General features: G+C 66.6%; 25 protein-coding genes. 5 read left to right on the forward strand and 20 right to left on the reverse strand.

Annotation, left to right across the window (positions count from 1 at the left end):
* Positions 1–17: 17 nt before the first annotated feature.
* From HUN07_RS24600 to HUN07_RS24660, 13 genes are all read right to left on the reverse strand, one after another.
* Positions 18–1,262 carry a phytanoyl-CoA dioxygenase family protein gene (locus HUN07_RS24600; RefSeq protein ID WP_174913653.1) on the reverse strand — a complete coding sequence of 415 codons (1,245 nt, stop codon included), beginning with the start codon at positions 1,260–1,262 and terminating at the stop codon, positions 18–20.
* An 86-nt stretch (positions 1,263–1,348) separates the two neighbouring features.
* Entirely contained in the window at positions 1,349–2,155 is an 807-nt protein-coding gene (locus HUN07_RS24605; RefSeq protein ID WP_114722122.1) for an ATP-binding cassette domain-containing protein, read from the reverse strand.
* Positions 2,152–3,207 (reverse strand): ABC transporter ATP-binding protein, encoded by a 1,056-nt coding sequence (locus tag HUN07_RS24610; RefSeq protein ID WP_174913654.1) that lies wholly within the window; start codon positions 3,205–3,207, stop codon positions 2,152–2,154. Before HUN07_RS24610 ends, HUN07_RS24605 begins: the two co-directional genes overlap by 4 nt.
* Positions 3,194–4,081, reverse strand: a complete 888-nt coding sequence (locus HUN07_RS24615) for an ABC transporter permease (protein WP_254622667.1) — start codon at positions 4,079–4,081, stop codon at positions 3,194–3,196. The genes HUN07_RS24610 and HUN07_RS24615 overlap by 14 nt, the downstream gene beginning before the upstream one ends.
* On the reverse strand, positions 4,078–5,019 hold the full coding sequence (locus tag HUN07_RS24620) for an ABC transporter permease (RefSeq protein WP_114722124.1): 942 nt from the start codon (positions 5,017–5,019) through the stop codon (positions 4,078–4,080). Before HUN07_RS24620 ends, HUN07_RS24615 begins: the two co-directional genes overlap by 4 nt.
* A gap of 36 nt (positions 5,020–5,055) precedes the next feature.
* Positions 5,056–6,627 (reverse strand): ABC transporter substrate-binding protein, encoded by a 1,572-nt coding sequence (locus tag HUN07_RS24625; RefSeq protein ID WP_174913656.1) that lies wholly within the window; start codon positions 6,625–6,627, stop codon positions 5,056–5,058.
* 363 nt (positions 6,628–6,990) lie between these two features.
* Positions 6,991–8,139, reverse strand: a complete 1,149-nt coding sequence (locus tag HUN07_RS24630; RefSeq protein WP_174913658.1) for a steroid 3-ketoacyl-CoA thiolase — start codon at positions 8,137–8,139, stop codon at positions 6,991–6,993.
* A gap of 80 nt (positions 8,140–8,219) precedes the next feature.
* Positions 8,220–9,440, reverse strand: coding sequence for an alpha-hydroxy acid oxidase (locus HUN07_RS24635; RefSeq protein WP_174913661.1), 1,221 nt, complete (start codon positions 9,438–9,440; stop codon positions 8,220–8,222).
* The gene (locus HUN07_RS24640) at positions 9,437–10,354 is read right to left on the reverse strand and encodes an NAD(P)-dependent oxidoreductase (protein WP_174913664.1); all 918 of its coding nucleotides are present in this window, start codon (positions 10,352–10,354) and stop codon (positions 9,437–9,439) included. The genes HUN07_RS24635 and HUN07_RS24640 overlap by 4 nt, the downstream gene beginning before the upstream one ends.
* A complete protein-coding gene (locus HUN07_RS24645; protein WP_114722129.1) occupies positions 10,351–10,662 on the reverse strand; it encodes a galactose-1-phosphate uridylyltransferase in 312 nt (103 codons plus the stop codon). The genes HUN07_RS24640 and HUN07_RS24645 overlap by 4 nt, the downstream gene beginning before the upstream one ends.
* Positions 10,659–11,414, reverse strand: coding sequence for a class II aldolase/adducin family protein (locus HUN07_RS24650; protein WP_174913667.1), 756 nt, complete (start codon positions 11,412–11,414; stop codon positions 10,659–10,661). The genes HUN07_RS24645 and HUN07_RS24650 overlap by 4 nt, the downstream gene beginning before the upstream one ends.
* A gap of 65 nt (positions 11,415–11,479) precedes the next feature.
* On the reverse strand, positions 11,480–12,352 hold the full coding sequence (locus tag HUN07_RS24655; RefSeq protein ID WP_174913670.1) for an alpha/beta fold hydrolase: 873 nt from the start codon (positions 12,350–12,352) through the stop codon (positions 11,480–11,482).
* A gap of 11 nt (positions 12,353–12,363) precedes the next feature.
* Positions 12,364–13,569, reverse strand: coding sequence for an amidohydrolase family protein (locus HUN07_RS24660; protein ID WP_174913673.1), 1,206 nt, complete (start codon positions 13,567–13,569; stop codon positions 12,364–12,366).
* A gap of 98 nt (positions 13,570–13,667) precedes the next feature.
* On the opposite strand from HUN07_RS24660, the gene HUN07_RS24665 reads away from it, so the two are divergent.
* Together HUN07_RS24665 and HUN07_RS24670 are read left to right on the forward strand one after the other, a co-directional pair.
* Positions 13,668–14,399, forward strand: coding sequence for an IclR family transcriptional regulator (locus tag HUN07_RS24665; RefSeq protein WP_114722133.1), 732 nt, complete (start codon positions 13,668–13,670; stop codon positions 14,397–14,399).
* Between the two features lie 13 nt (positions 14,400–14,412).
* Positions 14,413–14,622, forward strand: a complete 210-nt coding sequence (locus HUN07_RS24670; RefSeq protein ID WP_174913676.1) for a transposase — start codon at positions 14,413–14,415, stop codon at positions 14,620–14,622.
* Between the two features lie 56 nt (positions 14,623–14,678).
* Here the strand turns inward: HUN07_RS24670 and HUN07_RS24675 are convergent, their stop codons facing one another.
* Positions 14,679–16,040, reverse strand: a complete 1,362-nt coding sequence (locus tag HUN07_RS24675) for a flavin monoamine oxidase family protein (protein WP_174913678.1) — start codon at positions 16,038–16,040, stop codon at positions 14,679–14,681.
* 841 nt (positions 16,041–16,881) lie between these two features.
* Between HUN07_RS24675 and wzm the strand changes: the two genes are divergently transcribed.
* Positions 16,882–17,745, forward strand: a complete 864-nt coding sequence (gene wzm, locus HUN07_RS24680) for a galactan export ABC transporter permease subunit Wzm/RfbD (protein ID WP_174913681.1) — start codon at positions 16,882–16,884, stop codon at positions 17,743–17,745.
* 398 nt (positions 17,746–18,143) lie between these two features.
* Here the strand turns inward: wzm and HUN07_RS24685 are convergent, their stop codons facing one another.
* On the reverse strand, positions 18,144–19,331 hold the full coding sequence (locus tag HUN07_RS24685; RefSeq protein WP_254622668.1) for a glycosyltransferase 87 family protein: 1,188 nt from the start codon (positions 19,329–19,331) through the stop codon (positions 18,144–18,146).
* A 482-nt stretch (positions 19,332–19,813) separates the two neighbouring features.
* Here HUN07_RS24685 and HUN07_RS24690 point away from each other — a divergent pair, with 482 nt between their 5' ends.
* Together HUN07_RS24690 and clpX are read left to right on the forward strand one after the other, a co-directional pair.
* Positions 19,814–20,902 carry a TetR/AcrR family transcriptional regulator gene (locus HUN07_RS24690; RefSeq protein ID WP_174913686.1) on the forward strand — a complete coding sequence of 363 codons (1,089 nt, stop codon included), beginning with the start codon at positions 19,814–19,816 and terminating at the stop codon, positions 20,900–20,902.
* 44 nt (positions 20,903–20,946) lie between these two features.
* Positions 20,947–22,242, forward strand: a complete 1,296-nt coding sequence (clpX, locus tag HUN07_RS24695) for an ATP-dependent Clp protease ATP-binding subunit ClpX (RefSeq protein WP_174913689.1) — start codon at positions 20,947–20,949, stop codon at positions 22,240–22,242.
* Positions 22,243–22,409: 167 nt separating this feature from the next.
* On the opposite strand, the gene HUN07_RS24700 is transcribed toward clpX, so the two are convergent.
* The 5 genes from HUN07_RS24700 to HUN07_RS27200 all read right to left on the reverse strand — a co-directional run bounded on the left by HUN07_RS24700 (position 22,410) and on the right by HUN07_RS27200 (position 25,515).
* Positions 22,410–22,643 carry a hypothetical protein gene (locus HUN07_RS24700; RefSeq protein ID WP_174913692.1) on the reverse strand — a complete coding sequence of 78 codons (234 nt, stop codon included), beginning with the start codon at positions 22,641–22,643 and terminating at the stop codon, positions 22,410–22,412.
* Positions 22,640–23,065, reverse strand: a complete 426-nt coding sequence (locus HUN07_RS24705) for a hypothetical protein (RefSeq protein WP_174913695.1) — start codon at positions 23,063–23,065, stop codon at positions 22,640–22,642. The genes HUN07_RS24700 and HUN07_RS24705 overlap by 4 nt, the downstream gene beginning before the upstream one ends.
* 187 nt (positions 23,066–23,252) lie before the next feature.
* Complete coding sequence (locus tag HUN07_RS27325; RefSeq protein WP_302675466.1) at positions 23,253–23,384, reverse strand: hypothetical protein; 132 nt, start codon at positions 23,382–23,384, stop codon at positions 23,253–23,255.
* An 84-nt stretch (positions 23,385–23,468) separates the two neighbouring features.
* A complete protein-coding gene (locus HUN07_RS24710) occupies positions 23,469–25,079 on the reverse strand; it encodes an alpha/beta hydrolase (protein WP_441346835.1) in 1,611 nt (536 codons plus the stop codon).
* Positions 25,080–25,299: 220 nt separating this feature from the next.
* Positions 25,300–25,515, reverse strand: coding sequence for a VWA domain-containing protein (locus HUN07_RS27200; protein WP_254623052.1), 216 nt, complete (start codon positions 25,513–25,515; stop codon positions 25,300–25,302).
* Positions 25,516–25,575: the final 60 nt, after the last annotated feature.

The following is a 25,575-nucleotide window of genomic DNA, read 5'->3' on the forward strand; positions in this document are numbered from 1 at the left end:
GGACGGGCGTCCGGCGGTCAGTGGGTGGCGGCCCGCGCCGACACCTTGCCGGTCGCATCGGCGTGGAAGAGTGCGTCGTTGTAGTGACATCCCGGAGGCACCCACTCGAACGTCTTCTCTTCCGAGAACTTGTAGTAGAGGGCGCGCCGACCCGCATTCCGGCCGACGGGTGGTGGGGTGCTGTGCATGAGGTCGCCGAAGTGGAGGGTGAGGTCACCCGGCTCGGTCTCGAGCCTGACGACGGGCAGGTTGCCCTCCTCACCCCACTGCAGCCAGTGGTTGGTGTACCGGTGCGAGCCCGCCAGGACCATGAGCTGACCGTTCTCGGGATCGGCGTGGTCGAGCTGGATTCCGGCCTGGATGAGCGGGCACAGAACCGGGTGGCCACCGATGCCGTCATCGGTGTGCCAGCCGAGATCGCCGTCACCCTTGACGACGTCGGAGGACTTGACGAAGACCATCGGCCCGTCGAGACGGTCATCGCACACGCGGAAGGCAGGGTTGCCCAGGCGCGCGAATTCGGTCATCCGAGGTTCGAAACAGAGTTCCTGCAACACCTCCGAATGGCGACCGAGGTAATTGATGCGGGTGACCACTTCGTCACCGTCGGCATTGAGCGACCACCACGAGTACGGATCGCCCGGGGTCGTCCGGGACCGGACGAACTCGACCTCTTCGCGGAACGTCGTGATCTCCTCCGGGGAATACACCTCCTTGACGTGCAGGAATCCCGCGGTGTCGAGGAAATGACGCATCTCGTCGCGATCACCGTCGACCGGGAAGCGACGAAGCAGGTCGAGGGGCTCGCCGTCGAGCCCGACGAGCGTGCCCCGCACGGCATCGGTGTAGATCGGCCGGCCCGAGATCAGGGACCGTGTGGCCGGCTGCCATCGCTTCCAGCCGTCGAGGCTGCCCCGCACCACCGTCGCGCGCTCGGTGCGAACGGAACCGCTCGCCGTCAACAGCTCGTTCAGGTACGACGAGAACGTCGTCTCGTCGAGTTCGACGAGCGTCTCGGCGTTCTGCTCGCCCTCCACCACCCGGATGCCGTCAGCCGTGGCGGCCCAGGTGAACGCCCGGCCGCCGGGAACCCGGAAGCCCAGCGGTGGCACACCCGCGAGATCATCGACCAGCAGCACGGCGTTTCGGGCGTTCAGTGCCGGCAGCTGGATCGTGTGGAACTCGTCGAACGAATACCGCGGGAAGGAATCCGCGATTGCCTCGACCCAGGGAAGACCTGTTCCTCGCGTATCGGTGCCCATTCCACACTCCTCCGACGTTTCTTGTTCTCTCCAGATGGTCCACGGAACGAGCCGATTTCGATCTCCAACGCGCCGAGCGGCGCGGATCAGCCCACGCGCGCCGATCGTGGGATCGGGATCGGGATGGCCTCCAACAGCTTCCGGGTGTAGTCCTCCCGCGGATGGTCGTAGATGTCGCTGACGGTGCCGGTCTCGACGACCTCGCCGGCTCTCATCACCATCACCCGGTCGGCGATCACCTCGATGAGCGCCAGGTCGTGGCACACGAACAGGTAGGCCAGGCCGAGTTCCTCCTGCAGGTCCCGCAGCAGGTTGAGGACCTGCGCGCGAACCGAGACATCGAGCGCGGCAACGGGTTCGTCGCAGACGATCATCTTCGGTTCGAGCGTCAACGCCCTCGCGATCGCGACACGCTGGAGCTGACCGCCGGACAACTCGGCCGGATACCGTCCGAGGTAGCGGGAGCCGATTCCGACCTTGTCGAGCAACTCGCGGACGCGTTGTGTGCGGGCGACGCGATCGAGGTCGGAGTGCACGAGCAGCGGTTCGGCGACCGCGTCGGCCACTGTCATCCGGGGGTCGAGGGAGGAGTGCGGGTCCTGGAAGATCATCTGCATGCCGCGGCGCATCTCGCGCAGCCGGGCCGGTTTCGCCGCCCGAACGTCCTCGCCGTCGAAGGTGACGGTGCCGGAATCGGGTTCGATCAGGCGCAGCACCATCCGACCGACGGTGGACTTACCGGCCCCGGATTCTCCGACGACAGCGAGACATTCGCCGGCATCGAGTGTGAACGAGACATCCCGCACCGCATGGGTCCACCCGGTTCTCCGGCCGAGGAAGTCGCGACGGGTGGAGAACGATTTGGTCAGGTTCGTGACCTCGAGCAGGCTCATGGGGCCTCCACTCCTTGCAGTTGCAGATCCGTCACACGCAGGCAGCGCGCTGCCCGGCCCGCGGTCGTGTCGGTCAGCGCGGGATGCGTGGTGTCGCACGAACCGGCGCGGGCATGGGTGCAGCGGTCGTGGAAGTGGCAACCCACCGGCCACTCGCCGGCAGCGGGGATCCGGCCCGGGATCGCGGCGAGGCGTCTGTCGGCGCCCCGGCCCGGACGCGGGATCGAGGCGAGCAAGCCGGACGTGTAGGGGTGCTGCGGGCGGAAGAACACCTCGGCGGCGCGGCCGTCCTCGATCACCTCGCCCGCGTACATCACCACGACTCGCTCGCACAGTTCCGCGACGACGCCGAGGTCGTGGGTGACGAACAGCAGCGCGACCCCGGTCTGCTCCTGCAGGTCCCGGAGCAGATCCAGGATCGTTTCCTGCACAGTCACATCCAGCGCGGTGGTGGGCTCGTCCGCGATCAACAGCCTCGGGTTGCAGGCCATGACCATCGCGATCATCACCCGCTGGCACATGCCGCCGCTGAACGCGTGCGGATACTCCCGCACCCGCTCTGCGGCCCGCGGAATCTGCACCAACTCGAGCATCTCGACCGCACGCGCCATCGCGGCCTTGCGGTCCAGCCCCAGGTGCTTACGCACCGACTCGGCGATCTGATCGCCCACCGTGTAGGCGGGATTGAGGCTGCGGATGGGCTGCTGGAAGATCATCCCCATCCCGGTGCCCCGCAGCTTGCGCCACTCCTTGGCGGGCAGCGCCGTCAGGTCCCGCCCGTCGAACTCGACGCTGCCGTTCGAGACCCGCCCACCGGTGTCCGGGGTCAACCCCATCACCGCGAGTGAGGAGACCGTCTTGCCCGATCCCGATTCACCCACCAGTGCAACGGATTCACCCGCGGCGACGTCGAACGACACATCCTGGACCGCGGTGACCCAGTCCTTGCGGCCGGCGCGGAACTGCACCGTGAGGTCGCGCACCCGCAGCAGGGGCGCGGTGGGATCGGCTCCCCGGTTCAGCGGACGGGTGAGGGTGTCAGTTGCTGCCATTGCGACTCCTCGTCAGGGCGCGGCGCACACCGTCGCCGAGGTAGGTGAACGCGAGCACGGTCAGGAAGATCATCACGCCGGGCGGCCACACCAGGTAGGGCGCGAGCTGCATGTTCGACGCGGCCGTGGACAGCATCGACCCCCAACTCGCGGCCGGCGCCTTCGCGCCGAGGCCGAGGAAGCTCAGACTCGCCTCCGCCGCCACGGCGGTGCCGAGCGAGACCGAGATGACCAGCACGATCGGCGGCATCACGTTCGGCAGGATGTGCCGGACGATGGTTCGGGACGTGGTGCAGCCCAACGCGACCGACGCCTCGATGTAGGTGTCGCCCCGCACGTCCATCGTCGATGCCCGGGTGACACGGAAGAACCGTGGGGCCATCACCAGACCGACCGCGAGCATCGCATTGGTGATCCCCGAACCGAGGACCGCGACGATCGTGATCGCCAGGACCAGCGACGGCGCACTCATCAGTGCGTCCATGATCCGGGTCAGGACGGTATCGACCCAGCCGCCGCTGTAGCCGGCGATCACACCCAACGGCAGGCCCAGCACCAGCGCGAGCGCCACCGCCTGCAACGACGCCTGCAACGAGATCCGGGCACCGTAGATCAACCGGCTCAACACGTCCCGGCCGTAGTCATCGGTCCCCAACCAGTGTGCCGACGACGGCGGCTGCAGCCGCGCGAGCAGATCCTGCGCATACGGATCGTAGGGCGCCAGCAGCGGCGCGAAGACCGCCATGACCACCAACAGCAGCACGAACGCCCCCGCCACCGTCGTCGCGGGGCGGCGACGCACGAAACCCCAGACTCGGCCGGCGACGCCGGGAGTGCTGTCGCCGAGCGCTTCGGTAGGCAATGTCGATGTCATGCGCGCACCTTCGGATTGAAGTAGCCGTACGAGATGTCGACCAACAGATTCACGATCACCACCACACACGTGGTGAACAGCACGAACCCGAGCAGCACCGGCACGTCATGGTTCTGCACACTGTTGACCGCGAGCGATCCCATGCCCGGCATGCTGTAGATGATCTCGATCGTCACCGCACCGCCGAGCACCTCGGCGACCCGGAATCCGAGCACGGTCACCACCGGGATACACGCGTTCTTGAGCCCGTGTTTGAGGACGACGCTCGCCTGACCCAACCCGCGTGCCTTCGCGTTGAGGATGTAGTCGCTGCCCATCACCTGCCCGAGGGACGACCGCAACTGCAACGTCACCTCCGCGGCGGGCAGCAGCGCCAACGCGACACCCGGTAGCACCAGATGCTGGAACCACGGCACCACACCGTCCGAGAGCGGCGCGTAGCCGAATGCGGGGAAGATCTGGTTCGACACCGCGAACAGCGACACCAGGACCAGGCCGAACCAGAATGCCGGGATTGCGATCGCAACAGACGCGATCACGTTGATACCGCGGTCGACCACGCCACCCGGACGCAGCGATCCCAGCACCCCGAGAATCACACCGATCACGACGGCCAGCACCATTGCGAACCCGACCAGCGAGAGCGTGGTCGCCATGCGCCGGAACAGAAGTTCGGCCACCGACTGGTCCGACAGCAGCGACACCCCGAGATCACCGCGCAGCACCGACCCGACCCAGTCCAGATACCGCACAAACACGTTCTGATCCAGATTCAGGGTGGCCCGCAACTGCTCGAGCCGCTCCGGGGTCGGGTCCTCCCCCGCGAGGATCACCGCCGGATCACCCGGTGCCAGATCGATCAACAGAAAAATCAACAACGGTACGACCAACAGCAGCGGAATCGCCGCCAGCAACCGTTTTCCGGCATAGCGCAGCATCTTCGGCCTCTCGGCAGGTGTCGGTGTTCGGTGCGACTACTTGGTGATGCCCACGTGACGGACGTCGAAGATGCCCAGATTCACCCAGGGCATGTTCTCGGTGCCGACGACCTTCGCAGTGGAGATGGTCGCGTTCGTCTGGTTGCAGATCGGCACGAACATCGCCTCCTTCAACGTCAGGTCCCAGATCTCGTGATACATCGGGGCCCGCTCATCCTGCGACAGAGTCGGATTCGCAGCCTTCGCGGCAAGCTCCGCGATCTGCGGGTTGCCGTTCGCCAGGTCGTACGGGCCGGTCACGAAGGTGTTGACCGTCTCGGCGGGATCCACCTTGGGGCTGAAGCTGTTGGAGACCATCGACTGGAAGTCACCGGCGATGTAGCGGGGTTCGTTCTGCGTGTTGGGGACCGGGTTGAGTTCGGCGTCGATGCCAGCCTGCGACAGCGTCGACTGGATGACGTTCGCCGGCTTCTCGGTGTTGGTGCCCGCCGCGAAGGTCAGCGTGACCTTGGCTCCGCCGGCCGCCTGCACCAGGCTCTTCGCCTTCTCGAGATCGAACTGGTACGGGTACTCGTAGGACGGGTCGGCCGCCCAGCTACCGGCCGGATACAGCTGACGGTTCGGGGTGCAGGTGTCGGAGAACAACGCGCTGATCGCCGCGGGATCGATCGCCGACGCCACCGCCTGCCGCACCTCAGGCTTGGCGAGATCGCCCTGCGCCCGCACGAACACGCCCAGGACGTTCCGGAAGGGAACCTCGGTGACGTCCAGCGTGCCACTCTTGGACAGCGAGTTCGCCTCGACGATCTCGTTGGCGGAACTCACCCAGCTCAGATCGGTGGCGCCGGTCTTGAGCCCGTTGAGTCGGGTACTCGCGTCGGAGATCCACTTGAACTCCATGCCCGCGACCTTGCCGGCCTCGGGGTCCCAGTTCGTACCGTCCGCACGGGCCAGGGTGACCGACTCCTCGGGCACGTAGGCCGTCACGACGTACGCACCGGATCCGCTCTGGCCCGGGTTGTTACGCAGATCGGCCTTCGCCTCGATGGCCTTCGGGCTGACCATCATTCCGACGTTGCTGCTGAACACACCGGGTAGTTCCACACCGGTACCGGGTGCCAACTGCAGACGGACGGTGCTGTTGTCGACCACGTCGACCGAGGTGATGTTCTTCAGCGCGGCGACGACCGTGCTGCCCTCCATGGTCTTGCCGCGCTCGATGTTCGCGGCCACCGCCGCCGCATCGAACTGAGCGCCGTCGTGGAAGGTGACGCCCTGGCGCAGCTTCAGCTCGAGGTAGGAACCGTCCGGAGCGAACTCCCACGACTCGGCCAGGCCCGGCTGGAGATCGCCGTTTTCGTCCACCACCGTCAGCCGGTCGAAAACCGGTGTGAGGTAGCCCCATCCGCCGTAGCTGGTCTGCATGTACGGGTCCAGGTTGCGGGTGGGCGCGCTCGCCGTGACCCGCAGGATCGCGGTGGGGTCGAGGTCACCGGATGCATCGGACGTCGTCGAAGACGAAGCCCCACCACCACATCCGGCGAGAACCGCGGCGGCCGTAGCCAGCACAGCCAGGTTCCTCGACCTGCGAAGCCACTTGTCCATCATGCAATGCCTCCTGAAGATCCACGACGAATCGGCTCGTCCCGCACGCGTGATCGCGCTTTCCTTCGCGCGCGGCTGGAATCGGACCACCTACCCGACCGGTCGGGTCGACTCGGACGGTTCGCGCCATCATCGGAGCTACTGGGGAGTAGCCCGAAAAAGTTGCAGCAAAGGATGTTTCGGACCTTTGCCGCCGCCGAATGGGACCCTAGCAGGCCGCGGCATTCAGCGTGCGGCAAATCACACCGGAGTGGAATCGTGAATTTTACAGACCCGGCCGTGCTCGTTCCGAGCAGCCGGAACAGGCGCGCGACAGAACATCGTGCGCCTTCCGAATACAGTGTATGGCAATGGTTTTCACATAGTTCAGATCCGCTCGACGATCGCCCCGGACGCCATCGCCCCGCCGGCGCAGACGGCGACGAGCGCACGTTCGCCGTCACGGCGCTCGAGCTCGTCCATCACCGCGGCAATCAGTCGCACGCCCGACGACCCGACAGGATGGCCCAGAGCGATGGCTCCGCCGTTGACGTTGAGACGGTCCTCGTCGACGCCGTGCACCCGGGCCATGGACATGGGCACCGCCGCGAAGGCCTCGTTGACCTCGAAGAGATCGATGTCCTTGACGGACAGGCCTGCTCGGTCGAGCAGGTACTCGGTGGCCTGCACCGGACCGTCCAGGAGGAAGTGCGTCTCCGCGCCGATGAGGCACTGCGCGACGATCCGGGCACGCGGGCGCAACCCGAGCTCCCGGGCGACGTTCTCGTCCATCAGCACCGCGGCCGCGGCGCCGTCGGAGATCTGCGACGAGGTCCCCGCGGTGTGCAGCCCGCCCTCGAGAACGGGGTTCAGGCGCGCGAGTGCCTCCATCGACGTCTCCCGCAGGCCCTGGTCACGGGACACCGCGGTGGGCGCCTGCCCGTCCGCACCGGGAACCTTCACGGGGATGATCTGGCCGTCGAATCGACGGTCCTCCCACGCGGCGGCCGCACGCTGCTGCGACCGTAGGCCGAACGCGTCGAGGTCCTCGCGCGTGAATCCCCGTCGCCTCGCGATTCGGTCGGCGCCCTCGAACTGGGCCGGGATGTCCACACTCCAGCCCGGCGGCTTGGGGCTGCCGAAGTCGCCGCTGATGTTGGACAGCAGAGGCACCCGGGACATCGCCTCGACGCCGCACGCCATGCCCGCATCGATGACGCCGGCAGCGATCTGGGCCGCGATCAGATTCACCGACTGCTGACCGGAACCGCACTGCGAGTCGATCGTCGTCACGCCCGTCCGCTCCGGCAGGCCCGCGTGCAGCCACGCGTTGCGACTGACGTTCGACGCCTGCTCGCCCGCCTGGGTGACGCAGCCGCCGATCACCTGCTCGATGATGTTCGGATCGAGATTCAGACGCTCGAGCAGTCCCGACTGGACCGCACCCAGAAGTTGCGCGGCATGCAGGCCGGACAGCCAGCCACCACGTCGACCGATCGGCGACCTGGCCGCATCGACAATCACCGGTATACCCATTGCAGTCCTCCTCGAGCAGCGCGAACGTCTGGAACGTGATTCTTGATACCGAGGAATCCACGGCCGTTGTGGCGCAAGTCTCACTGGGTGGTAACGGTCGACATTCCAATCTCGTCCCGCTCGCCGCCGCGCACGGGACGCACGTGCGATCGGTCGAGATCCCGGATGTCGCGCACACCGAGGAGCGTCAGACCCCGCTCGATCTCCGACTTCAGGATCGTCAGCACGTGCTCGACGCCGCGGTCGCCTGCCACCGCCATCCCGTACAGGCACGGTCTGCCGATCAGCACCGCGTCCGCGCCGAGTGCGAGCGCCTTGAGCACGTCCGTGCCGCGCCGGATCCCGCCGTCCAGGAGCACCTCGGCCCGCCCGGCGACGGCGTCGGCCACCGACGGCAGCGCCGACACCGACGGCACACAGCCGTCCAGTTGGCGGCCACCGTGATTCGACACGACGACGCCGTCGAGACCGAGGTCGACAGCGCGGACGGCATCCTCGGCGCGCAGCACCCCCTTGATGTAGAGGCGGCCGTGCCAGTTGTCCCGCATCCAGGCCAGGTCGTCCCAGTTCAACCGCGACTGCACGAGGTGCCGCTCCTGGATCTCGATCGAGGCGAGCGCCGCGGTCACGCCGTCGCCGGACGCGAGGTTGCGGCCGCCGATCCGCCGATGCCGTACGACGTCGTAGGCCCATCTCGGGTGCCGGGAGACGTCGAGCAGTCGGCGTGGCGTCAGGACGGGCGGCACGCCCATCCCTTCGCGCTTCTCGCCCTCGCGGTTGCCGACGGTCGGGACGTCGACCGTGACGAACAGTGACCGGAAGCCGGCGGCCCACGCGCGGCGCATCAGGGCCGCGGCCACCCCGCCCGCACCGGGGTACAGCTGGAACGCGTGCGACTCGGTGGCCGCGTCGGCGACCTCCTCGACCGACCACGTCGATGCCGTGCTCACGACACAGCGGGTTCCCACGCGCTCCGCCGCGCGGATCGCGTCGAGGTCTCCGCTCCACCGGGTGAGGCCGTTGAAGCCGGTGGGCGCGGTGAGCACCGGCATCGAGAGCGGCAGCCCGGCCACCTCGGTGGCGAGGTCGTGGGTGTCGTGGCCGGCCAGGACACTCGGCACGAGCCACCAGTCGTCGAACGCCGAACGGTTGCCCGCGACGGTGCGCAGGTCGTCGGCCCCGCCCTCGACATAGGTCCACACCATGCGCGGCAGACGTCGTCGCGCGGCACGGCGGTAGTCCTCGACGTTGAGCAACTCGTCGGAGTCCTGCCAGCGCCAGTCGAACCCGAACGCCTTCATCGGGACACCGCCACACGGGATCCGTCGGTTCCGTCGGCGTACGCCGCGATCTTCCGCACCGCGGCGGCCCAACAGCGGTCGCGGACGTCGTCGGTGATGCCCGCCGCGTGCGGTGTCACCACCACCCCCGGTGCGGTCCAGAGACCGTGATCGGCGGGCAGCGGTTCGGGATCGGTGACATCGAGGATCGCGTACACGCGCTCCTCGCGGGTTGCCGCGAGCAGTGCCTCCGTGTCCACGAGCTCGCCGCGTCCTGCATTGACCAGCACCGCACCGTCCTTCATCGTCGTGAGGAACACCGCATCCACGAGGTGCACCGTCGAATCGTCGAGCGGCAGCGCCAGGATCACGACGTCCTGGTCACCGAGTTCGGCCCGGCCGCGTTCGACGTCCATGACTCCCGCACGCGCCGTCCGTCCGACCAGGGTGACCGTACAACCGAACGGTTCGAGTCGTCGGCGAAGGTTCTCGCCGATGTCGCCCGCCCCGAACACGAGCACGCGCTTGTCCGACAACGTCCCGGTGGGGTGCGCCTGCCACCGCTGCTCCTGCTGCTTGATCCGGTAGCCCGCCAGATCGCGGACGTGGGCGAGCAATTGCGCGACGACCCACTCGGCCACCGCCCCGCCGTGCGCCCGGTCCGCGTTCGACACGCGCACGCCGTCGGGCACGACGTTCGTCCAGCGCTCGACGCCCGAACTGAACAACTGCACCATCCGCAGCCGGGGCAGCTGCGCGAAGAGGGGGCCGGCGTCCGCGGGATCGAATCGGTGCGCCACCAGAACCTCCGCGTCGCACGCGATGTCCGGCAGCCGACGGCTCTCCGGGTCGTACACGACGGCGCAGACGTTCGGCACCTGCGCGAGGGCCGAGATGCCGCGCTCCTCGGGAACGAGCACCAGGATCGGCGTCATCGGACGATCTCCGCGCCCTCGGCCCTCCGCGCCGCCACCCGCGCGAGGATGTCGGCCGGCCAGATCGGCCGCGCATGCCGGCGATAGTGCTCCCAGGTCGCCTCGAGTACCTCGGATTCGGTACAGCCGCCCAGCAACTCGGCCCAGTAGTACTCGTCGAGGCGTTCGCCGGGTGCACGCCGCTCGATCCCGGAGATGATCCGGATGACCTCGCGGCACGTGAAGATGTCCGCCGCTCGTTCCGCCGAGGCGGGACGGACCTCGGCCGGGCCCGCTCCCGCCCCCTCCGCGATCGATGGCACGGTCATCGCGGCCTGGACAGGATCTTCTCGGCGAGAACCGGATCCGCCCGCAGCCCCGAACGCACCGCCGCCTCCCAGAAGCCGTGGTACCCGTTGCCGTCGTTCTTCAGTTGCCGGTCGAGCCACCAGTCCGGGAGCGACGTCTTGTCGGGACCGCCGGCCACCCGCACCATCCATGCGTTCTTGCAGCGTTGCTCGAGGGCGACCGCACGGAGGAACATTGCCCGCGCGGTGTCCGCGATGACGAAGACGCCGTGTCCACCCAGCAGCGCCCGATCCGCGTCGCCGATCGCGCGGACCGCCTTCTCGGCGGCCTCCATGCTGTTGACGGCGCCGTCGTACTCGTCGACGAGAACCAACTCGCCCCCGCCGAGGCTGGAGCTCTGGTCGTACGCCGGCGGCACCTCCTTGATGTCGCCCCACACCGTGCCGTACTCGGAGTGGTTGTGCAGTGCGTACACCACGTCCGGGCGGGCGTTGTGCAGCGCCAGATGCAGCGGGATGCCGAGCGGTACCGGCCAGGATCCTTCGATCAGTTTGCCCTGCAGATCGATTCGGAGAATGTCCTCGGGGTACATCTCCTCCCACGTCAGCAGCCACGGATTGCACAGCAGCGTGCCGTCGCCGAGGTTGTAGGTGATGTGACCGGCCAGGTGGTCGCGGTATCCCTCGTTCCAGAGGGTGCGGCCGAGCATCACGATCTCCTCCCGGGGATCGAGTTCCGGGATCAGGCGATCTGCGGTCGGTGTGAATGTCATTGACGTTTCTCCTCTCGGTCCCGAGGCGTGCCGGCCTCGGGTGGTGCTGGGCCTGGGTGTCGGGTTCAGGCGAGTCGCCCGCACCGCCAGGGCTCGAGGAACTCCCCGACGGCCCTCACGACATCGGCGGGAGAGTCGTCGATGAAGAAGTGTCCTCCCGGAATCGGTTCCCCAGTCACGTTGTGCGCGAATCTCTTCCATACGTTGAGCGGATGCTCACGCCGGGCGAGCAGACCCCGGTCGCCCCACAGGACGAGGACGGGGCAGGTGATCCGGCGGCCGGCGTCGAGCGCGTCGTGTTCGAGGTCGACCGACGCGCCGGCTCGATAGTCCTCGCACGTCGCGTGGACCACGGCCGGATCCCGGAAGTAGCTCTTGTAATGTTCCACGTCCTCGTCCGACATCGAGGTCGGTGCCCCTCCGGCCAGACCCAGCACGTTCTCCATCCAGGCATCCGGATTTCCGTCGATGAGCTGCTCGGCGAGCCGGTGCGGCCGGATCAGGAAGAACCAGTGGAAGTACGCCGTGGCCAGCTGCCGATCGGTGGTCGCGTAGACCTCCGAGGTCGGCAGGATGTCCAGCAGCGCCGCCTGTGCCACCGTCTCCGGATTATCCAGACACATGCGATGCACGACCCGGGCACCCCGATCGTGGCCGGCGACCGCAAATCTCTCGAAGCCCAACCTGCGCATGACTTCCACCTGGTCGCCGACCATCGACCGCTTGGAGTACGTCGCATGGGCGTCGTCGCCCGCCGGCTTGCTGCTCTCGCCGTAACCACGAAGATCGGTGGTGACGACCGTGAAACGGTCGGCGAGTTCATCGGCAACCCGCTGCCAGACTCGCCGCGTCTGCGGGTAACCGTGCAGCAGCAACAGCGGCGGCCCCGAGCCCACCACCCGAGTGGCGATCTCCACGTCACCCACGTCGACGAGCAAGCCCCTCCCCCTCAGCCTCGGGGAAGGACGATCTCGGGCAGCGGATGCCGGTACAGCTTGGCGGCGTTCTCGCTGCACATCATTCGCAGGTCCTTCGCGGGGAACCCGCCCCAGTACTGCTCGACGACGCTCTGCGTGTGCGGCCACGTGCCGTCCCCGTGCGGGTAGTCGGTCTCGAGCATGATGTTCTCGACTCCGATCACGTCGCGCAGCGCGATCGTCGACGGGTCGTCGAGCGTGCAGAACCAGAAGTTGCGGCGCAGGATGTCCGCCGGACGGTCGGCCCAGCCCAGGCCGTAGCCCGATCGGTCGATGATGTTGTCCAGTCGGTCGATCAGCATCGGCACCCACCCGATCCCACCCTCGCTCATCGCGATCTTGAGCGTGGGGTGGTCCTTGGGATAGCCCGACCACAGCCACTCGCTGCAGGCGGCGAGGGAGAGCTGCCCGAACATCGTGGCGCCCAACTGGAGTCCGGGCGCACCCTGCGGGTACTGGTACATGCCGGAGCTGCCCACGTGCAGGGAGATGACGGTGTCGGTGTCGACGCACGCCTGGATGATCGGGTCCCAGTGGTCGCGATCCCACAGGGAGGGAAGCCCGATCGCGTGCGGACGCTCGGGGAAGGTCACCGAGGTGAAGCCGCGCTCGGCGTTGCGCTCGATCTCCTTGACGGCCTCGACCGGATCGGTGAGATAGGTGATGCCGCCGGGGATCACACGGGTCGGATACTCGAGGTACCACTCGTTGTAGAGCCAGTCGTTCCATGCGCGCACCGCCGCGATGCCGACCTCCTTGTCGGAGGCATGCGCGAATACACGGCCGCAGAACCCGGTGATCTGGGACGGGAAGTTGAGCATCGCCCAGATGCCGCCGAGATCCATGTCCTTGACGCGCGCATGGATGTCGTAGCAGCCCGGCCGCATCTGGTCGAAGCGGAACGGCTCGTACTTGACGGATTCCTTGCGTCGGCCGGCGACCGCGTTCATGCCGACCTGGGAGTAGATGTTGCCGTCGAACTCCCAGACCTGCGCGCCCTGTTCGTTCTCGAGGATCTTCGGTCCACGGTCCTTCAACGCCGCGGGCATCCAGGTCTCGAACAGGTGCGCCGGCTCCACCACGTGGTCGTCGACGGAGATGACCGTGTACTTGACCTCGGCCTGCTCGGGCTCGGGGTTGAAGAGGGCGGGATCGAGTTCCTGATTGACAGCCGTCACGGAAATCTCCTTCGTCGAATCGCGGTGCAGCGCAGCCCTTTGCGGAGGTAGTATCGATATGCGATACTCTCTATCACTTTCAGATACACACAGTAGGAGTGATCCAGATCGCAGTCAAGACACTCGGCACACTCGCGCGCGGTCTTCGTGTCGTCGAGGCGGTTGCCGCGCACCAGCCCATCGGTCTCACTGCGCTGTGCCAGGAACTCGGCGAGGACAAGAGCGCCATGCAGCGCACGCTCGCGACGCTGCACGAGGCCGGCTGGATCCGCCCACTGGCGGATGCGCCGCCACGGTGGGAACTGTCGACCAAGCCGTTGGTCGTCGCCGGTCGCGCACTCGACACGTCACCCCTGCCCGCACGCGCCCGCCCACTGCTGGCTTCCATCCGCGACGAGACGGGCGAGACCGCGCACCTCGCGCTGCTCGACGGAACGACGATCGTCGTCGTCGACGTCGCCGAGGGCCGGCAGATGGTCCGCACCGCACTGCATGTCGGCGCGGTCCACCCGCCGGAAACCAGTGCCGCAGGACGCGCCATCTTTGCCCACCTCACCCCCGAGGGGCGCACAGATCTGGCGGACGCCCCCGGCATGCTGCTCACGGATGCCGAGTACGACGAGATCCGCGAGCGCGGCTGGTCGCTGTGCGAGGGCGCCGTCCAGCAGGGATCGACAAGCATTGCCGCGGCAGTCACGGACCTGAGCGGGAAACCGTTGGGCGCACTCGTGGTCAGCGGGCCCGACAGTCGGCTCAACCCCGAGAAGTACGCCGCGGCCGGAACTCTGCTCCGGAACGCGGTCGCCGAACTCGGCGGAGGGCGCCACTAGGGCGTAGCGGGACGTGCCGACGGATTTTGTTCCGTGGCAGACGATCTGGAAGCGTCACCGCCGCTACGTCGACGACGGGACCTGGGACACGATCTTGACTGCGCTACTCGCACACGCCGATGCGAACGGGCTGGTCGACTGGACCGTGTCGGTGGACTCGACGATTCGCCGAGCCCACACGCACGGCTCGAACCTCGCGCGCGACACAGGAGACACGCTCTAGGGGGTCGCCGATCCAGACGGTGTCATCCAGGGGATGCGCTGTAGCCGGGTGCGTGGTCATCCGATCCTGGAGATGAGGCCGGCCTCGCGGCGGCCTGAGAGCAGCGCCCCGTGGACGGTGGAGGCTTCGGTGGCATGCGTGGCCTCACCGGCGAAGAAGACTCGGTTACCGATCGGTTCGGCGACGATGGCTCGGTCGTCGGGTGTGGAGTCGATTCCGGGGTACGAGTAGGAGCCGCGGGCGTAGGGGTCGGTCGACCAGCGAGTCAGCCGGTACGCACGGGGCTCGGGCACACTCTCGCCGTACATGGCACGCAGGCCACGCATCCCCTCGGCGACGGTCGCGGTGTCATCGAGGTTTTCGATGCGGCGCGCTACCGACCCGCCGCGTAGCGCCACGATCACCGGCACACCGGTGACGGAATGGAGCGGATACCACGCGGCCATCGACTCGTTCGGCAGGCCGAACTGGGCGATGACCTCGGCGTCGTCCCAGAACTGGGTGTCGAAGCGCAGGTACAGCTTGTTGTAGACGCCCATGCCGAGGCGCCCGATCGCCTCCTGTTTCGCCGCGGGCAGCGGCGGGTCGAAGGCGACGGCACCGGCCTGCAACACACCCAACGGCAGGGTGACAACCACGTGGTCGGCGGCGAAGACACCGCGGTCGGTGTGCACCCGGACCCCGGCGGCGTCGTGGGCGATGCGATCGACGACGTGGCCCACGCGCACGTCCAGGCCCTCGGCGAGCCCGGTCGCGATCTCGTCGTAGCCGCGGGGGAAGACCACCTCGTCGCCGCCGTAACCGTCTTCATACCGCGCGATCCACAGCGGGACCTGGCCGGCGTCGGCGCCGAAGGCGTCCTGGATGAACTGGTGGACGGTGTCCCGGACGTGGTCGGCGCGGATCCCGGTCAGGCCCAGCTGCGTCAGGACCGGGTCGACGGCGGCCGCGAAGGAGGTGTTCGCGAACGCCGGCTGTGCGGACAGGTCCTGAATCGCGGCCATGGCCGCCTCGACGTCGGTGCCGTACTCGGTCATCGCGGCCGGGTCCAGGTGTCGGCTGCCACTGTAGGTGGTGATCTCGTCCGTATTGAGCACCACGGTGGGAAGACCGAACTCGTCGCGCAGCTCTGTGACGGGGTTGCCGTCCACGCCGTGGATCCAGGATGCGCCCAGATCCAGAGGCATGTCCTGCCAGGTGCGATCGGTCGACAGTCGGCCTCCCACACGGTCGCGTGCTTCGATCACCGTGACCTGACGCCCGTCCCGGACCAGGTCGCGCGCCGCGGTGAGTCCCGCGATCCCGGCTCCGATCACCAGAACCGAACCGGTGGGCTGCGTGGATGCATCGGCACTCCGGCACATCCGGCCTGCGGTGGACGCGTTTGCGAGGATTTTGGACGGGCCATTCGGACTCATAATGGTTCCTTCCTCGAGGGACGTTCGATGCGGGTTGCCCCCACGCCACGCTCCAGGGTCATCGCCTCGACCACGTCGGCGCGTTGTCGGCTCAGCGGTCTTCGGGGCGCGGGATTTCAGTGGGCGGGATCTCGGTGACACTCCAGCCCGTGAAGAATCGGCGGGCATTCACGAAATAGTTCCGCAGATGCCGGAAGAGCGCCGTTACCTCCCAAAACTGCATATTCATACCCAATGGTCTCATATGCTCCGGAAGCGCAGCGTGTTCGTCCCGTTTCGCCTGACCTCCGGTAGCCCACCAAAATGCAGGGCTGCGGTGCGGGGGTCGCAACGGCCTCCCCTGCACGCTCGGCAATCGCCATGCGTCACAGTGGAAACGGCCGGTGCATATGGTCCGCGTATGGGGAAATCACCGAATCGCGTGCGCCCATCCTGGAGCGTGCTTGTTGGATTCGGCGTGGCGTTCGTACTCGCCACGAGCCGGCTGCTGCTCACAGCACCCGGGCAGCTGCCGTCGCACTTCGACGGGTCCGGAGAGATCACCGAATGGACACTCCGCGGCGCTACTGGTGGGCGTGACGCGAATGCGCGCAGGCTGACCGCGATGGCGGTCGAGATGCAGCGAGGATGGGCGGGACACACCGCGCTATTTTGGCCGATCCCGGAGACGTCGTAGCTACTCGCTTGAAGTCGTCCTTCACCGGACTACCCAGCCAGATAGCTGATCCGCGTTGCCGGCAGAGTGGTCCGGGGCAGGAAATCACACAGAAATGATGTTCGCGGTGGGGCGAAGCACGTTGCTTACCTGGGACTGCACGCGAAGCCGCTAGCCTCGGGTTCCATGCCACTAGTCTCGGACGAAGTGCTGGCCCCTACCTCCGACATCCACGTTGCTGATTCTCGGACGTTCCGGCGGGCCTTCCAGGATCTGAGGGAGGGGTTCGCTCAGCGGGAACTGTGGCTCACCCTCGGGTGGCAGGACATCAAACAGAGGTACCGTCGTTCGGTGATCGGCCCGTTCTGGGTCACCATCGCCACTGGCGTGCAGGCGACTGCGATGGGCCTGCTCTACGCCGGTTTGCTTCATATTCCTCTGAACTTCCTCCTTCCCTACGTCACTGTCGGATTGATCGTGTGGAACCTGATCAACGCATCAATCCTGGAGGGCTCCGAGGTCTTCATTGCCAACGAGGGTCTGATCAAGCAGTTGCCGTCGGCCCTGAGCGTGCATGTCTATCGCCTGGTGTGGAGGCAGGTGCTGCTCTTCGCCCACACTCTGGTGGTGTACGTGGTTTTGCTGTTCGCATTCGGGGTGTGGCACAACATGCACTGGACTGCGGTAGCGGCCATCCCCGCATTTGCGCTGCTCGTCCTCAACTCGCTGTGGGTATCGATCGTGTTCGGCATCTTCGCCACCCGCTACCGCGACATCGCACCGATCCTCGGCAGCCTGACGCTGCTGCTGTTCGTGCTCACTCCGGTCATGTGGACCACGCAGGCCCTCGGCGACCGGGCCGGAGAACGTGCACGCATCGCGGAGATCAACCCGCTCTACCACTATCTCGAGATCATCCGGGCGCCGCTGCTCGGACAGGACCAGCGGGCGTACCACTGGTACATCGTGCTGGGCTTCACCGCCGCCGGGTGGGCACTCGCGATCCACGCCCTCCGCAAGTATCGGGCTCGTGTGCCTTACTGGGTGTGACTCGCTGACAACAACGAGCCGAGTCCGTCACCGAGGCCCTGACCTATCCGTAGAAGAGGGGGCTCGTGGGTCGAGTCCCAGCAACGAGGCCCGCAGCGGCGGGCGCCAGCATTGCCCCGGGACCTGGGCCATCGGCTAAGCGCCAGGCGCCGCGCCCTCCGGAACGACGTCGCCCTCATCAACACTCAGCACTGCACCGGTCTCCGCGTCGATGAGAACGGACGTGACCTTCGACGACATCAGAAGCTCCCTTTCCTCGTCCGAAATCCGATCCAGCGAACCCGAGTTGGGGTCCTGAGCACCCCGCTGAGGGCAACCTCGGGGGTGCTGCCCCTCGGGCATCCGAAAGCAGTCCCAGGAACAGCGAGGACTGCTGGCCCGAAATCACGATGGGGCAGTCAGCGGTTGGCACGGATGGCGCGGATGTCGCCACGGCTCAACTCACGGGCTGCCGACCTGTTTCGATAGGCCCCGAAGGCAAGCCACACCAAGAACCCGAACCCGACCGTCACGTAGAGAGTGCCGAATCCGTGCTGCCACAGGGCCCAGTCGAGCTCGCGATCCCCGGCCGTCGGCAACAGGTGTTGCGGGCCGATCAGGAAGAGTGCACCGATACCGGTGGCGGCGACGGCATTCCATGCAGAAGGCGCGCGCACCACCGCGAGCGCCAGGACCAGCAGCGCTGGGGCTGCCCACACCCAGTGGTGCGACCACGACACAGGCGAGGCCAACAGGACTGCCGTCGCGTTCGCGATCAACGCAACGACCAGATCGTCGTGGTCGATTGCGCGGCGGATCGCGATCACCGCGACCACCAGCATCACGACGACTGCGACCAACCACAGGACCGACCCGAGGTGCTCGGGCGGCCCGAATCGCGAGATGACCGCCTTGAAGGACGCGTTGTTGGCGAAGTAGGCCGGGCCGATCCGGCCCGTATCCGGGAGGGTCTGCAACCAGTATTTCGTGGACGCCTCGGGCATCACGGCGAAAGCCAGCGCGGTGAATCCGAGGGCCGCGACGACGATGCGGCCACTGGTCCGCCAATCGCGTTTGAGCAGGAAGAGCAGCAGGAAAGCTATGGGGGTCAGTTTGATCGCGGCCGCGAGCCCGATCAGTAGCCCGCGTGGCCATTTCGGCTTCTCCGTCAGCACATCGACTGCGACCAATGCCATCAGAACCATGTTGATCTGCCCGAAGCTGATGGTTTCGCGAACGGGCTCGAGTTGCAGTGCGACGGCGACCGCGACAGCAGTCATGGTCCACGAGGCCCGCGCGCCCACATCCGGCCTCACACGTGCAAGGACCATCCGTAGTGTCACCGCCAGCGCGGCGACAGATACGAGGGTGAACACGAGCTTGCCGAGCCCGAGGGGCATCAGCGCGAGCGGGACGAACAACATTGCCGCGAGCGGCGGGTACGTGAACGGCAGCCCGAAATCGCCGACCACGGGCGGCAACGCGCCGTAGATGTCTCCGCCGTCGAGCAGCACCCTCGCGCCCATGCGGTAGACGAGCAGGTCTATGTAGTCGTTCCCTGCGAGGAAGCTGACGGTCAGGCCGGCCGAAATGGCCAACGCCGCCACCGCAACAGCGGCGCCTGCACGGCTGCGGAAGAACAGTTCAGATGATGTCAGACCGACTCGGTTTTGCCCTGAATGCCGCACTAGACAAACCTAACAGCCGGTATTCAAATATTCGGCGACATGCCGATCGGGCACCTAGGGGTCCCAGGCGAGCAAGGGCGTGATAGTTCGAGCCAGGGCGTGCTCGCCTTCCAGAGATTCGGCAGATGACGTCCACGACGGCACGGTAGGCAGGCTCAACGTGCGCGAGCTTCAGCAAGGACGTCATCGACAGCCGTCGATGCACTGGTCAGGCGCCCGACAGTTGCACTTCCCGCGCTCGGGCACCCCCCCGGCATCACCGATAGCTCTGTTGAAGGGCGGTCCAGTGATCGAACACTCCCCCGGCGGAGCACCCCCGTGTACATTCGGATGCTAACAACATTCGGATGATTACAGCATTTGAAATGGGATGAATCAGAGGGAGGGGAGGAATCGGAGCGATGGCGCGGCTGACGAGGGTCCAGCAGCAAGAGCTCAACCGGCGCAGGGTGCTCGCGGCAGCCCGAGCCGAATTCTCCGAGCGCGGCTTCCGCAAAGCGACCGTGGACGACATCGCCATCCGCTCGGACCTCACCCGGGGCGCGGTGTATTCCAACTTTCCCGGCAAGCGTGCCCTGTATCTAGCGGTCCTCGCGGAGGAGGCGGAGAACGCCGGCGAAGTCCTGAACACTTATGCAGATGACCCGGAGGGCGCGCTGGCGGTGTTCGCGAGCACTTGGGTGGATCGACTGCCCCGGACCAACAACTACGAGTATCAGGGATCAGTTCAGCTCACCTCTCCGATGCTCGGCGTGGACCTCATCCCCGAAATCCTCACTGACGAACGGTTTCAGCGGCCGTTCGCCCAGTTGGTGAAGCTCGATGCCATACTTCTCGGCTTGGCCCTCGAGGGACTCTCCCGGGCCGCCGAGCGCATGGTCGGCGTCGCCGAATCCGTGCTCACCGTTCTGTACGGTGCAAGCGAATTATCCTTCGTTGCACCCGATTTCGTGGATCACTCCAAGGTGATCGCAACCTGTCGACACATCACTGGAATCGTCATCGACGATCCGTGGATTCTTCCGGCAACTGACGTCGCTGTGAATTCCGTCGACGAGGAGTGGACCGTCCCCAGGGCAACCGATGTTGTTCGCGGCAAGCCGACGGCGATCGACGACGGAATCGTTGCCGTAGTCGGGATGAACCGGCTCGAGTGCATCGAGCACCTGGTCCGTACGGCACCCCGTGAATCGCCAGTCACCGCTGTTCTCGTAACCGCTGACATCGCCGAGCTAGCGCCACTGGCACGATTGGCACTCGCCGATATGTGCCGGTCGCTGCGCCAAGCCTTCCCCTCCGCCGCGTGGCCGCGCGTGCAGGTGATGGTCGACCCCAACGGTGAGATCGCCGCGGCCTGCGGGTTGTCGAACGTCGATGACGACACCGAGGCTGCCGTCTCCATCTCCGATGGACGCATCACCTCGCGCAGCATCGGCCCCGGTGCCTGCGCACGCGCCGACGCCCTCACCGCACGAACTCGAGACCACTGACGCGCACATTTCATCCACCCATCAGCGTTGACGAGGAGTGAGACATGGCACAGATCAGCGACAGCGGTGGCCTGTTGAAATGCTCGTTTTGCGGCAAGGGCCAGAAGCACGTGCGGAAGCTGATTGCCGGCCCCGGCGTCTACGTCTGCGACGAGTGCATCGACCTGTGCAACGAGATCCTGGAAGAAGAGTTGGCCGAACCCGGAATTCTCGAACGCGAAGGCATGCCCACCCCGGCCGAAATCTGCGCTCACCTCGACCAATACGTCATCGGTCAGCACGCTGCCAAGCGGTCGCTCGCTGTCGCCGTCTACAACCACTACAAGCGAATCCGCGCCGCGCGCGACAGCAGCGAGGCCTCCGACGGTGACACTGTCGAACTCACGAAATCGAACGTCCTGATGCTCGGGCCGACAGGCTGTGGAAAAACCTATCTCGCACAAACTCTCGCCCGCATGCTCAAAGTCCCCTTCACGATCGCCGATGCCACGGCCCTCACCGAAGCCGGCTACGTCGGCGAGGACGTCGAGAACATCCTCCTCAACCTGATCCAGGCCGCGGACTTCGACGTTCATCGAGCCCAGACCGGGATCATCTACATCGACGAAATCGACAAGGTCGCCCGCAAGAGCGAGAACCCGTCGATCACCCGCGACGTCTCGGGCGAAGGCGTCCAACAAGCTCTCCTGAAAATCCTCGAAGGAACCCAAGCAAGCGTTCCCCCACAAGGCGGCCGCAAACACCCGCACCAAGACTTCATACAGATCGACACCACCAACATTCTCTTCGTCGTCTCCGGAGCCTTCGCAGGGCTCGAGAAGATCGTTGCCAACCGAGTCGGTCACCACGGCATCGGGTTCGGCACCGAGATCCGATCCAGAGACACCGACACCCCAGACGACCTCGACGACGTGATGCCCGATGACCTTCACAAGTTCGGCCTCATCCCCGAGTTCATCGGCCGCCTTCCGATTGTGACGGCAGTGCGCCCCCTCGACAAAGATGCGCTCGTCAAGATCCTCACCGAGCCGAAGAACGCGCTCGTCAAGCAATACGCACGCCTCTTCGAAATCGACGGCGTCACACTCACCTTCACGGCCGATGCTCTCGATGCGATCGCCTCCCAAGCGATCATCCGAGGAACCGGAGCCCGGGGCCTGCGAGCCATCATGGAAGAAGTGCTCCAGCACTTCATGTACGACATCCCCAGCCGCGACGACATCGCAGACGTGGTCATCGACGAAGACATCGTCCGCGCCAACACCAACCCATCCATCGCCGAACAGCGCCGCGACCGAAGCAACGTAACGCACGACACCACCGGCCGCGAAGCAGGCTGATCCAGCACCCCAGCACGGCTCGGGCAATCCATCTACATTGACCACGATCGACGCTGTCCTCGACATGGTTGTTGTCACACCGCAGGTCAGAGCCCCGGGAAATGACAACTCCGGTGGCGATTCACAGCCCGTCAGCCCGACGACCGACGGACCCGGCCGGCGGCGGGCTACCGCGACGGCCGGGCTTCGTCGATCAGCGTGGTCCGAACGAACCACACGATGCGCTCGGTCACATCGAAGTCGTATGTGACGCCGATTCGTAAGCGGTCGGTGATGGTCCTGTGCGGTGATCGCAGTCCAGTCGTGCTGAGGGCAGCAGCACCACCGAGAGCTGTCACGGTGATGACCATCGTGGCGAAGAACTGGTGCCGGCGGATCCATTGCGCCACAGTCGTCCTCACTTCGGAAGCACCTGCTGCTGCAGGTGTTCGAGGGTCGACTGTGGCGTGGACCGCGTGATGATCCGGGAGGTCGAGCCGCTGACGGTGTTGATGAGCACGTCGAAGTCGTAGACCTGTCCGGCTACCAGGCTGTCGATGATCGCGCCGGTCTGCGGGGTCGACAGAGTCCCGCAGGTCGTGCCGATCTTCGCCGATTCCTTGCCGCGGAACCATCCAGGTTTCCGGATCGAGAGCACTTCGCAGCCTTCGGCGTGCCCGGTGCTTGTGGTCCGGTCAGTGGTGGACACGAGGCCGACGATCAACAACGGCGCCGGCACGGCGATCATGGCGGCCGCGCAGATCATCGCGATCCGCGCGCCCCGCACACTCCACATGCCCTGACTGTCGGCCAACTCCCCCACCTGCACTTCCAGATCCTCCACCCCTGGGCACGTCCTCGACCCGGAGCACATCCCCGGGATCGATCGTAGCCGCCAGAAGCCGACAGACCGGGCAGCTGTGGTGTCCCGAGGCCACGGTCGGCTGCCGCCGCTGACGAGCCGACGCTGCGCTGAAATGGTCAGCACAAGAGCCACTTTCCTGGATTCGTGTGCCGCCGCGATTACACCCTCAGCGATCGTCCGAGGAACCGGCTCCCGCGGACTGCACGTCATCCTGGGCTAAGTGCTCCAACATCTCTCGTAGCCGAACGACGAGCGCGATCAGGAAGCCGGCAAGCTCATCCCCTGCCAGATCGGCCACCTGCTCGACCTTGCAAGCGCTTCGAGCCTGCGGTCGACATCGCCTGCCACGCAGAAGAACCGGCTGTCGACCGGCGCACACGCGCTACAGCGGCGCGGTTATCGGCGCCTCCGGGACGCGCGTGACGGTGGTGGCCCCGGTCAGCAGGTAGTCCGTGATCGCTGTGTCGACCGTGGTGTTGCCGCCTTGGATGGCGGCGCCGTGGTCCCCGCCTTCCACGGTGACCAGGTGCGCGTTCATGTCGCGGGCATGTCGGACACCCCCGTCGTAGGGCGTCTGCGGGTCCCGCAATCCCTGCAGCACGAGGGGCGCCGTGGCCAAACCGTGGTTGCCGATCTCCGGTAGCGCGGTCACCGGCGGCGCCCCTGCGCACCCCGGACCTGCGCTGTAGCCGTAGCCGATGGCGTCGAACAGGTCGCCCGTGACGAACGTCGAGAAGAGCCAGCCCGGGAGCCGCTCTGGCCGCGGCGCGACCGCGTTCTCGTTGCAAAGCACGATCGCCTGCATCATCTGGGCCTGGACAATCGAGTTGAGTTGGTCCTCGGTGACGTCGCTGGGCACACCCTCGGGAAGTGCCCCGAGGCCGTCCCGGATGACGCGGGCGACCATCGGCCAGCTGTTCCGAGCGGGAAGCACTTGGCGTGTGAGGGCATAGATACTCGACGCGGACTGAGCGTGAGCGGGATCGGCGAGACGACGCAAGAACGCCTCGAACTGGACCCGGGCGGGCCCGGTGAGGTCGACACCGGCCCGGTACGCATCGGCGACATTCTCCAGGCCGGGTGGGACGTCGCCGATCTGCGCCGGTGGGGGCGCGAGGGTGGGGTTGCCCCCCGCTTCTCCGACGATACGGTCGGACCAGCGCTGGTACACCTGCAGCGGAGTGCCGCCGAGGCCGTAGATCGCGTCGTTCGCCGCGATCCAGTCCATGAGGTCATAGAAGCGCGCCTTGTAGCCGTCGTTCTGGTGCCACAGGACGTCGTTCCACAGCCACTCGCGATCGACCGCCGAGTCGAGCACCATCCGTCCCGTGTGCCGCGGGAACAGTGTCGCGTACGTCGAGGCGAGGATCGTGCCGTACGAAAGGCCGTAGACGTCGATCACGTCGACACCGAGCGCGATCCGCACCTGTTCCCAGTCTCGGGCGGTGTTCTCCGTCGTGATGTGCGCGGTGGCGCCGGGTGCCGCACCGTCGCACGCCAGCCGCGCTGCCCCGCCCGCGAAGCCGACGTTCATTGCGGCCAAAAGCTCCGGGGTGACGGCACATTCGACCGCCCCAGCATGCGCGAGACCCCGGGGCTGCACACCGATGAAGTCCCACTGCCGGCGGATCTGCTCGGGAAGCGCCTGCGCGAACATGCCGTTGGACGCGATCGCGTCGCCGCCGGGCCCGCCGGGGTTGGTGAACAGCACGCCCCGGCGCGCGGCCGGATCCTCGGCGCCGTGACGGGTGACGAGGACGTCGATCGATCCGGCACCGGGATTCGCATAGTCACGCGGCACCGTGACGGTGCCGCACTGGTCGGTGTCCGGATCGAGCGCGTACTCGGCGGGGCACGGGCCCCAGGCCAGCTCCCCGCCCGCTGGGTCGGCGGCAGCCGACGGTACGGCGACGGAAGCGAATCCGACCGTCAACCCGACCGCGACGGCACCGAGGCGAGCCTTCCGGCCGGTGCGGGACTGCGACTTCCGAATACTGTTCCCCGAGTTCAGCACATCCACGACAGTAGTGCGCGCGAGGACTTTCCGCCGAATCGGAGCTGCCCGCTCCGGTCTACCTGCGGTGCGAACGCATCACGAGCCAGCCGCCGATACCGCACAGAGCGACCACTGCTGCGGCGACTGCGATCGTGACGCCCGTGGTCGAACTCGTTCCAAAGTCGGTCCGTCCGCTGTGTCGGTGTAGGTGCCCCAGTCACCTGGGCCATGCACGTGAGCTGGGCGCGGCCGCGCTGTCGACCGCGAAACCGATCGCGTGCATCACCGAATCGACGCCCTGGGTCTTCAATTCCCTGGCAACTTCACAGGGATCGGGTGGCGAACAGTTGTACTCGCCATCGGAGACCAGCACGATCGAGCGCGGTCCCGAGCTCGGCATGGCTGCGGCAGCTTCTCGCAGCGCGTTGCCCATCGGCGTCCAGCCGCTCTCTTTGACGCCGTCGACCGCACTGCCGAGTGCGTCCCTGTCGAG

The organism is Rhodococcus sp. W8901 (assembly GCF_013348805.1).
GTDB lineage: Bacteria > Actinomycetota > Actinomycetes > Mycobacteriales > Mycobacteriaceae > Prescottella.

Bases quoted from the DNA above. Each gene is read 5' to 3' on its own strand.
- HUN07_RS24600 (WP_174913653.1), bottom strand. From the start codon at position 1,262: ATGGGCACCGATACGCGAGGAACAGGTCTTCCCTGGGTCGAGGCAATC.
- HUN07_RS24605 (WP_114722122.1), bottom strand. From the start codon at position 2,155: ATGAGCCTGCTCGAGGTCACGAACCTGACCAAATCGTTCTCCACCCGT.
- HUN07_RS24610 (WP_174913654.1), bottom strand. From the start codon at position 3,207: ATGGCAGCAACTGACACCCTCACCCGTCCGCTGAACCGGGGAGCCGAT.
- HUN07_RS24615 (WP_254622667.1), bottom strand. From the start codon at position 4,081: ATGACATCGACATTGCCTACCGAAGCGCTCGGCGACAGCACTCCCGGC.
- HUN07_RS24620 (WP_114722124.1), bottom strand. From the start codon at position 5,019: ATGCTGCGCTATGCCGGAAAACGGTTGCTGGCGGCGATTCCGCTGCTG.
- HUN07_RS24625 (WP_174913656.1), bottom strand. From the start codon at position 6,627: ATGATGGACAAGTGGCTTCGCAGGTCGAGGAACCTGGCTGTGCTGGCT.
- HUN07_RS24630 (WP_174913658.1), bottom strand. From the start codon at position 8,139: ATGGGTATACCGGTGATTGTCGATGCGGCCAGGTCGCCGATCGGTCGA.
- HUN07_RS24635 (WP_174913661.1), bottom strand. From the start codon at position 9,440: ATGAAGGCGTTCGGGTTCGACTGGCGCTGGCAGGACTCCGACGAGTTG.
- HUN07_RS24640 (WP_174913664.1), bottom strand. From the start codon at position 10,354: ATGACGCCGATCCTGGTGCTCGTTCCCGAGGAGCGCGGCATCTCGGCC.
- HUN07_RS24645 (WP_114722129.1), bottom strand. From the start codon at position 10,662: ATGACCGTGCCATCGATCGCGGAGGGGGCGGGAGCGGGCCCGGCCGAG.
- HUN07_RS24650 (WP_174913667.1), bottom strand. From the start codon at position 11,414: ATGACATTCACACCGACCGCAGATCGCCTGATCCCGGAACTCGATCCC.
- HUN07_RS24675 (WP_174913678.1), bottom strand. From the start codon at position 16,040: ATGAGTCCGAATGGCCCGTCCAAAATCCTCGCAAACGCGTCCACCGCA.
- wzm (WP_174913681.1), top strand. From the start codon at position 16,882: ATGCCACTAGTCTCGGACGAAGTGCTGGCCCCTACCTCCGACATCCAC.
- HUN07_RS24690 (WP_174913686.1), top strand. From the start codon at position 19,814: ATGGCGCGGCTGACGAGGGTCCAGCAGCAAGAGCTCAACCGGCGCAGG.
- clpX (WP_174913689.1), top strand. From the start codon at position 20,947: ATGGCACAGATCAGCGACAGCGGTGGCCTGTTGAAATGCTCGTTTTGC.
- HUN07_RS27200 (WP_254623052.1), bottom strand. From the start codon at position 25,515: ATGGGCAACGCGCTGCGAGAAGCTGCCGCAGCCATGCCGAGCTCGGGA.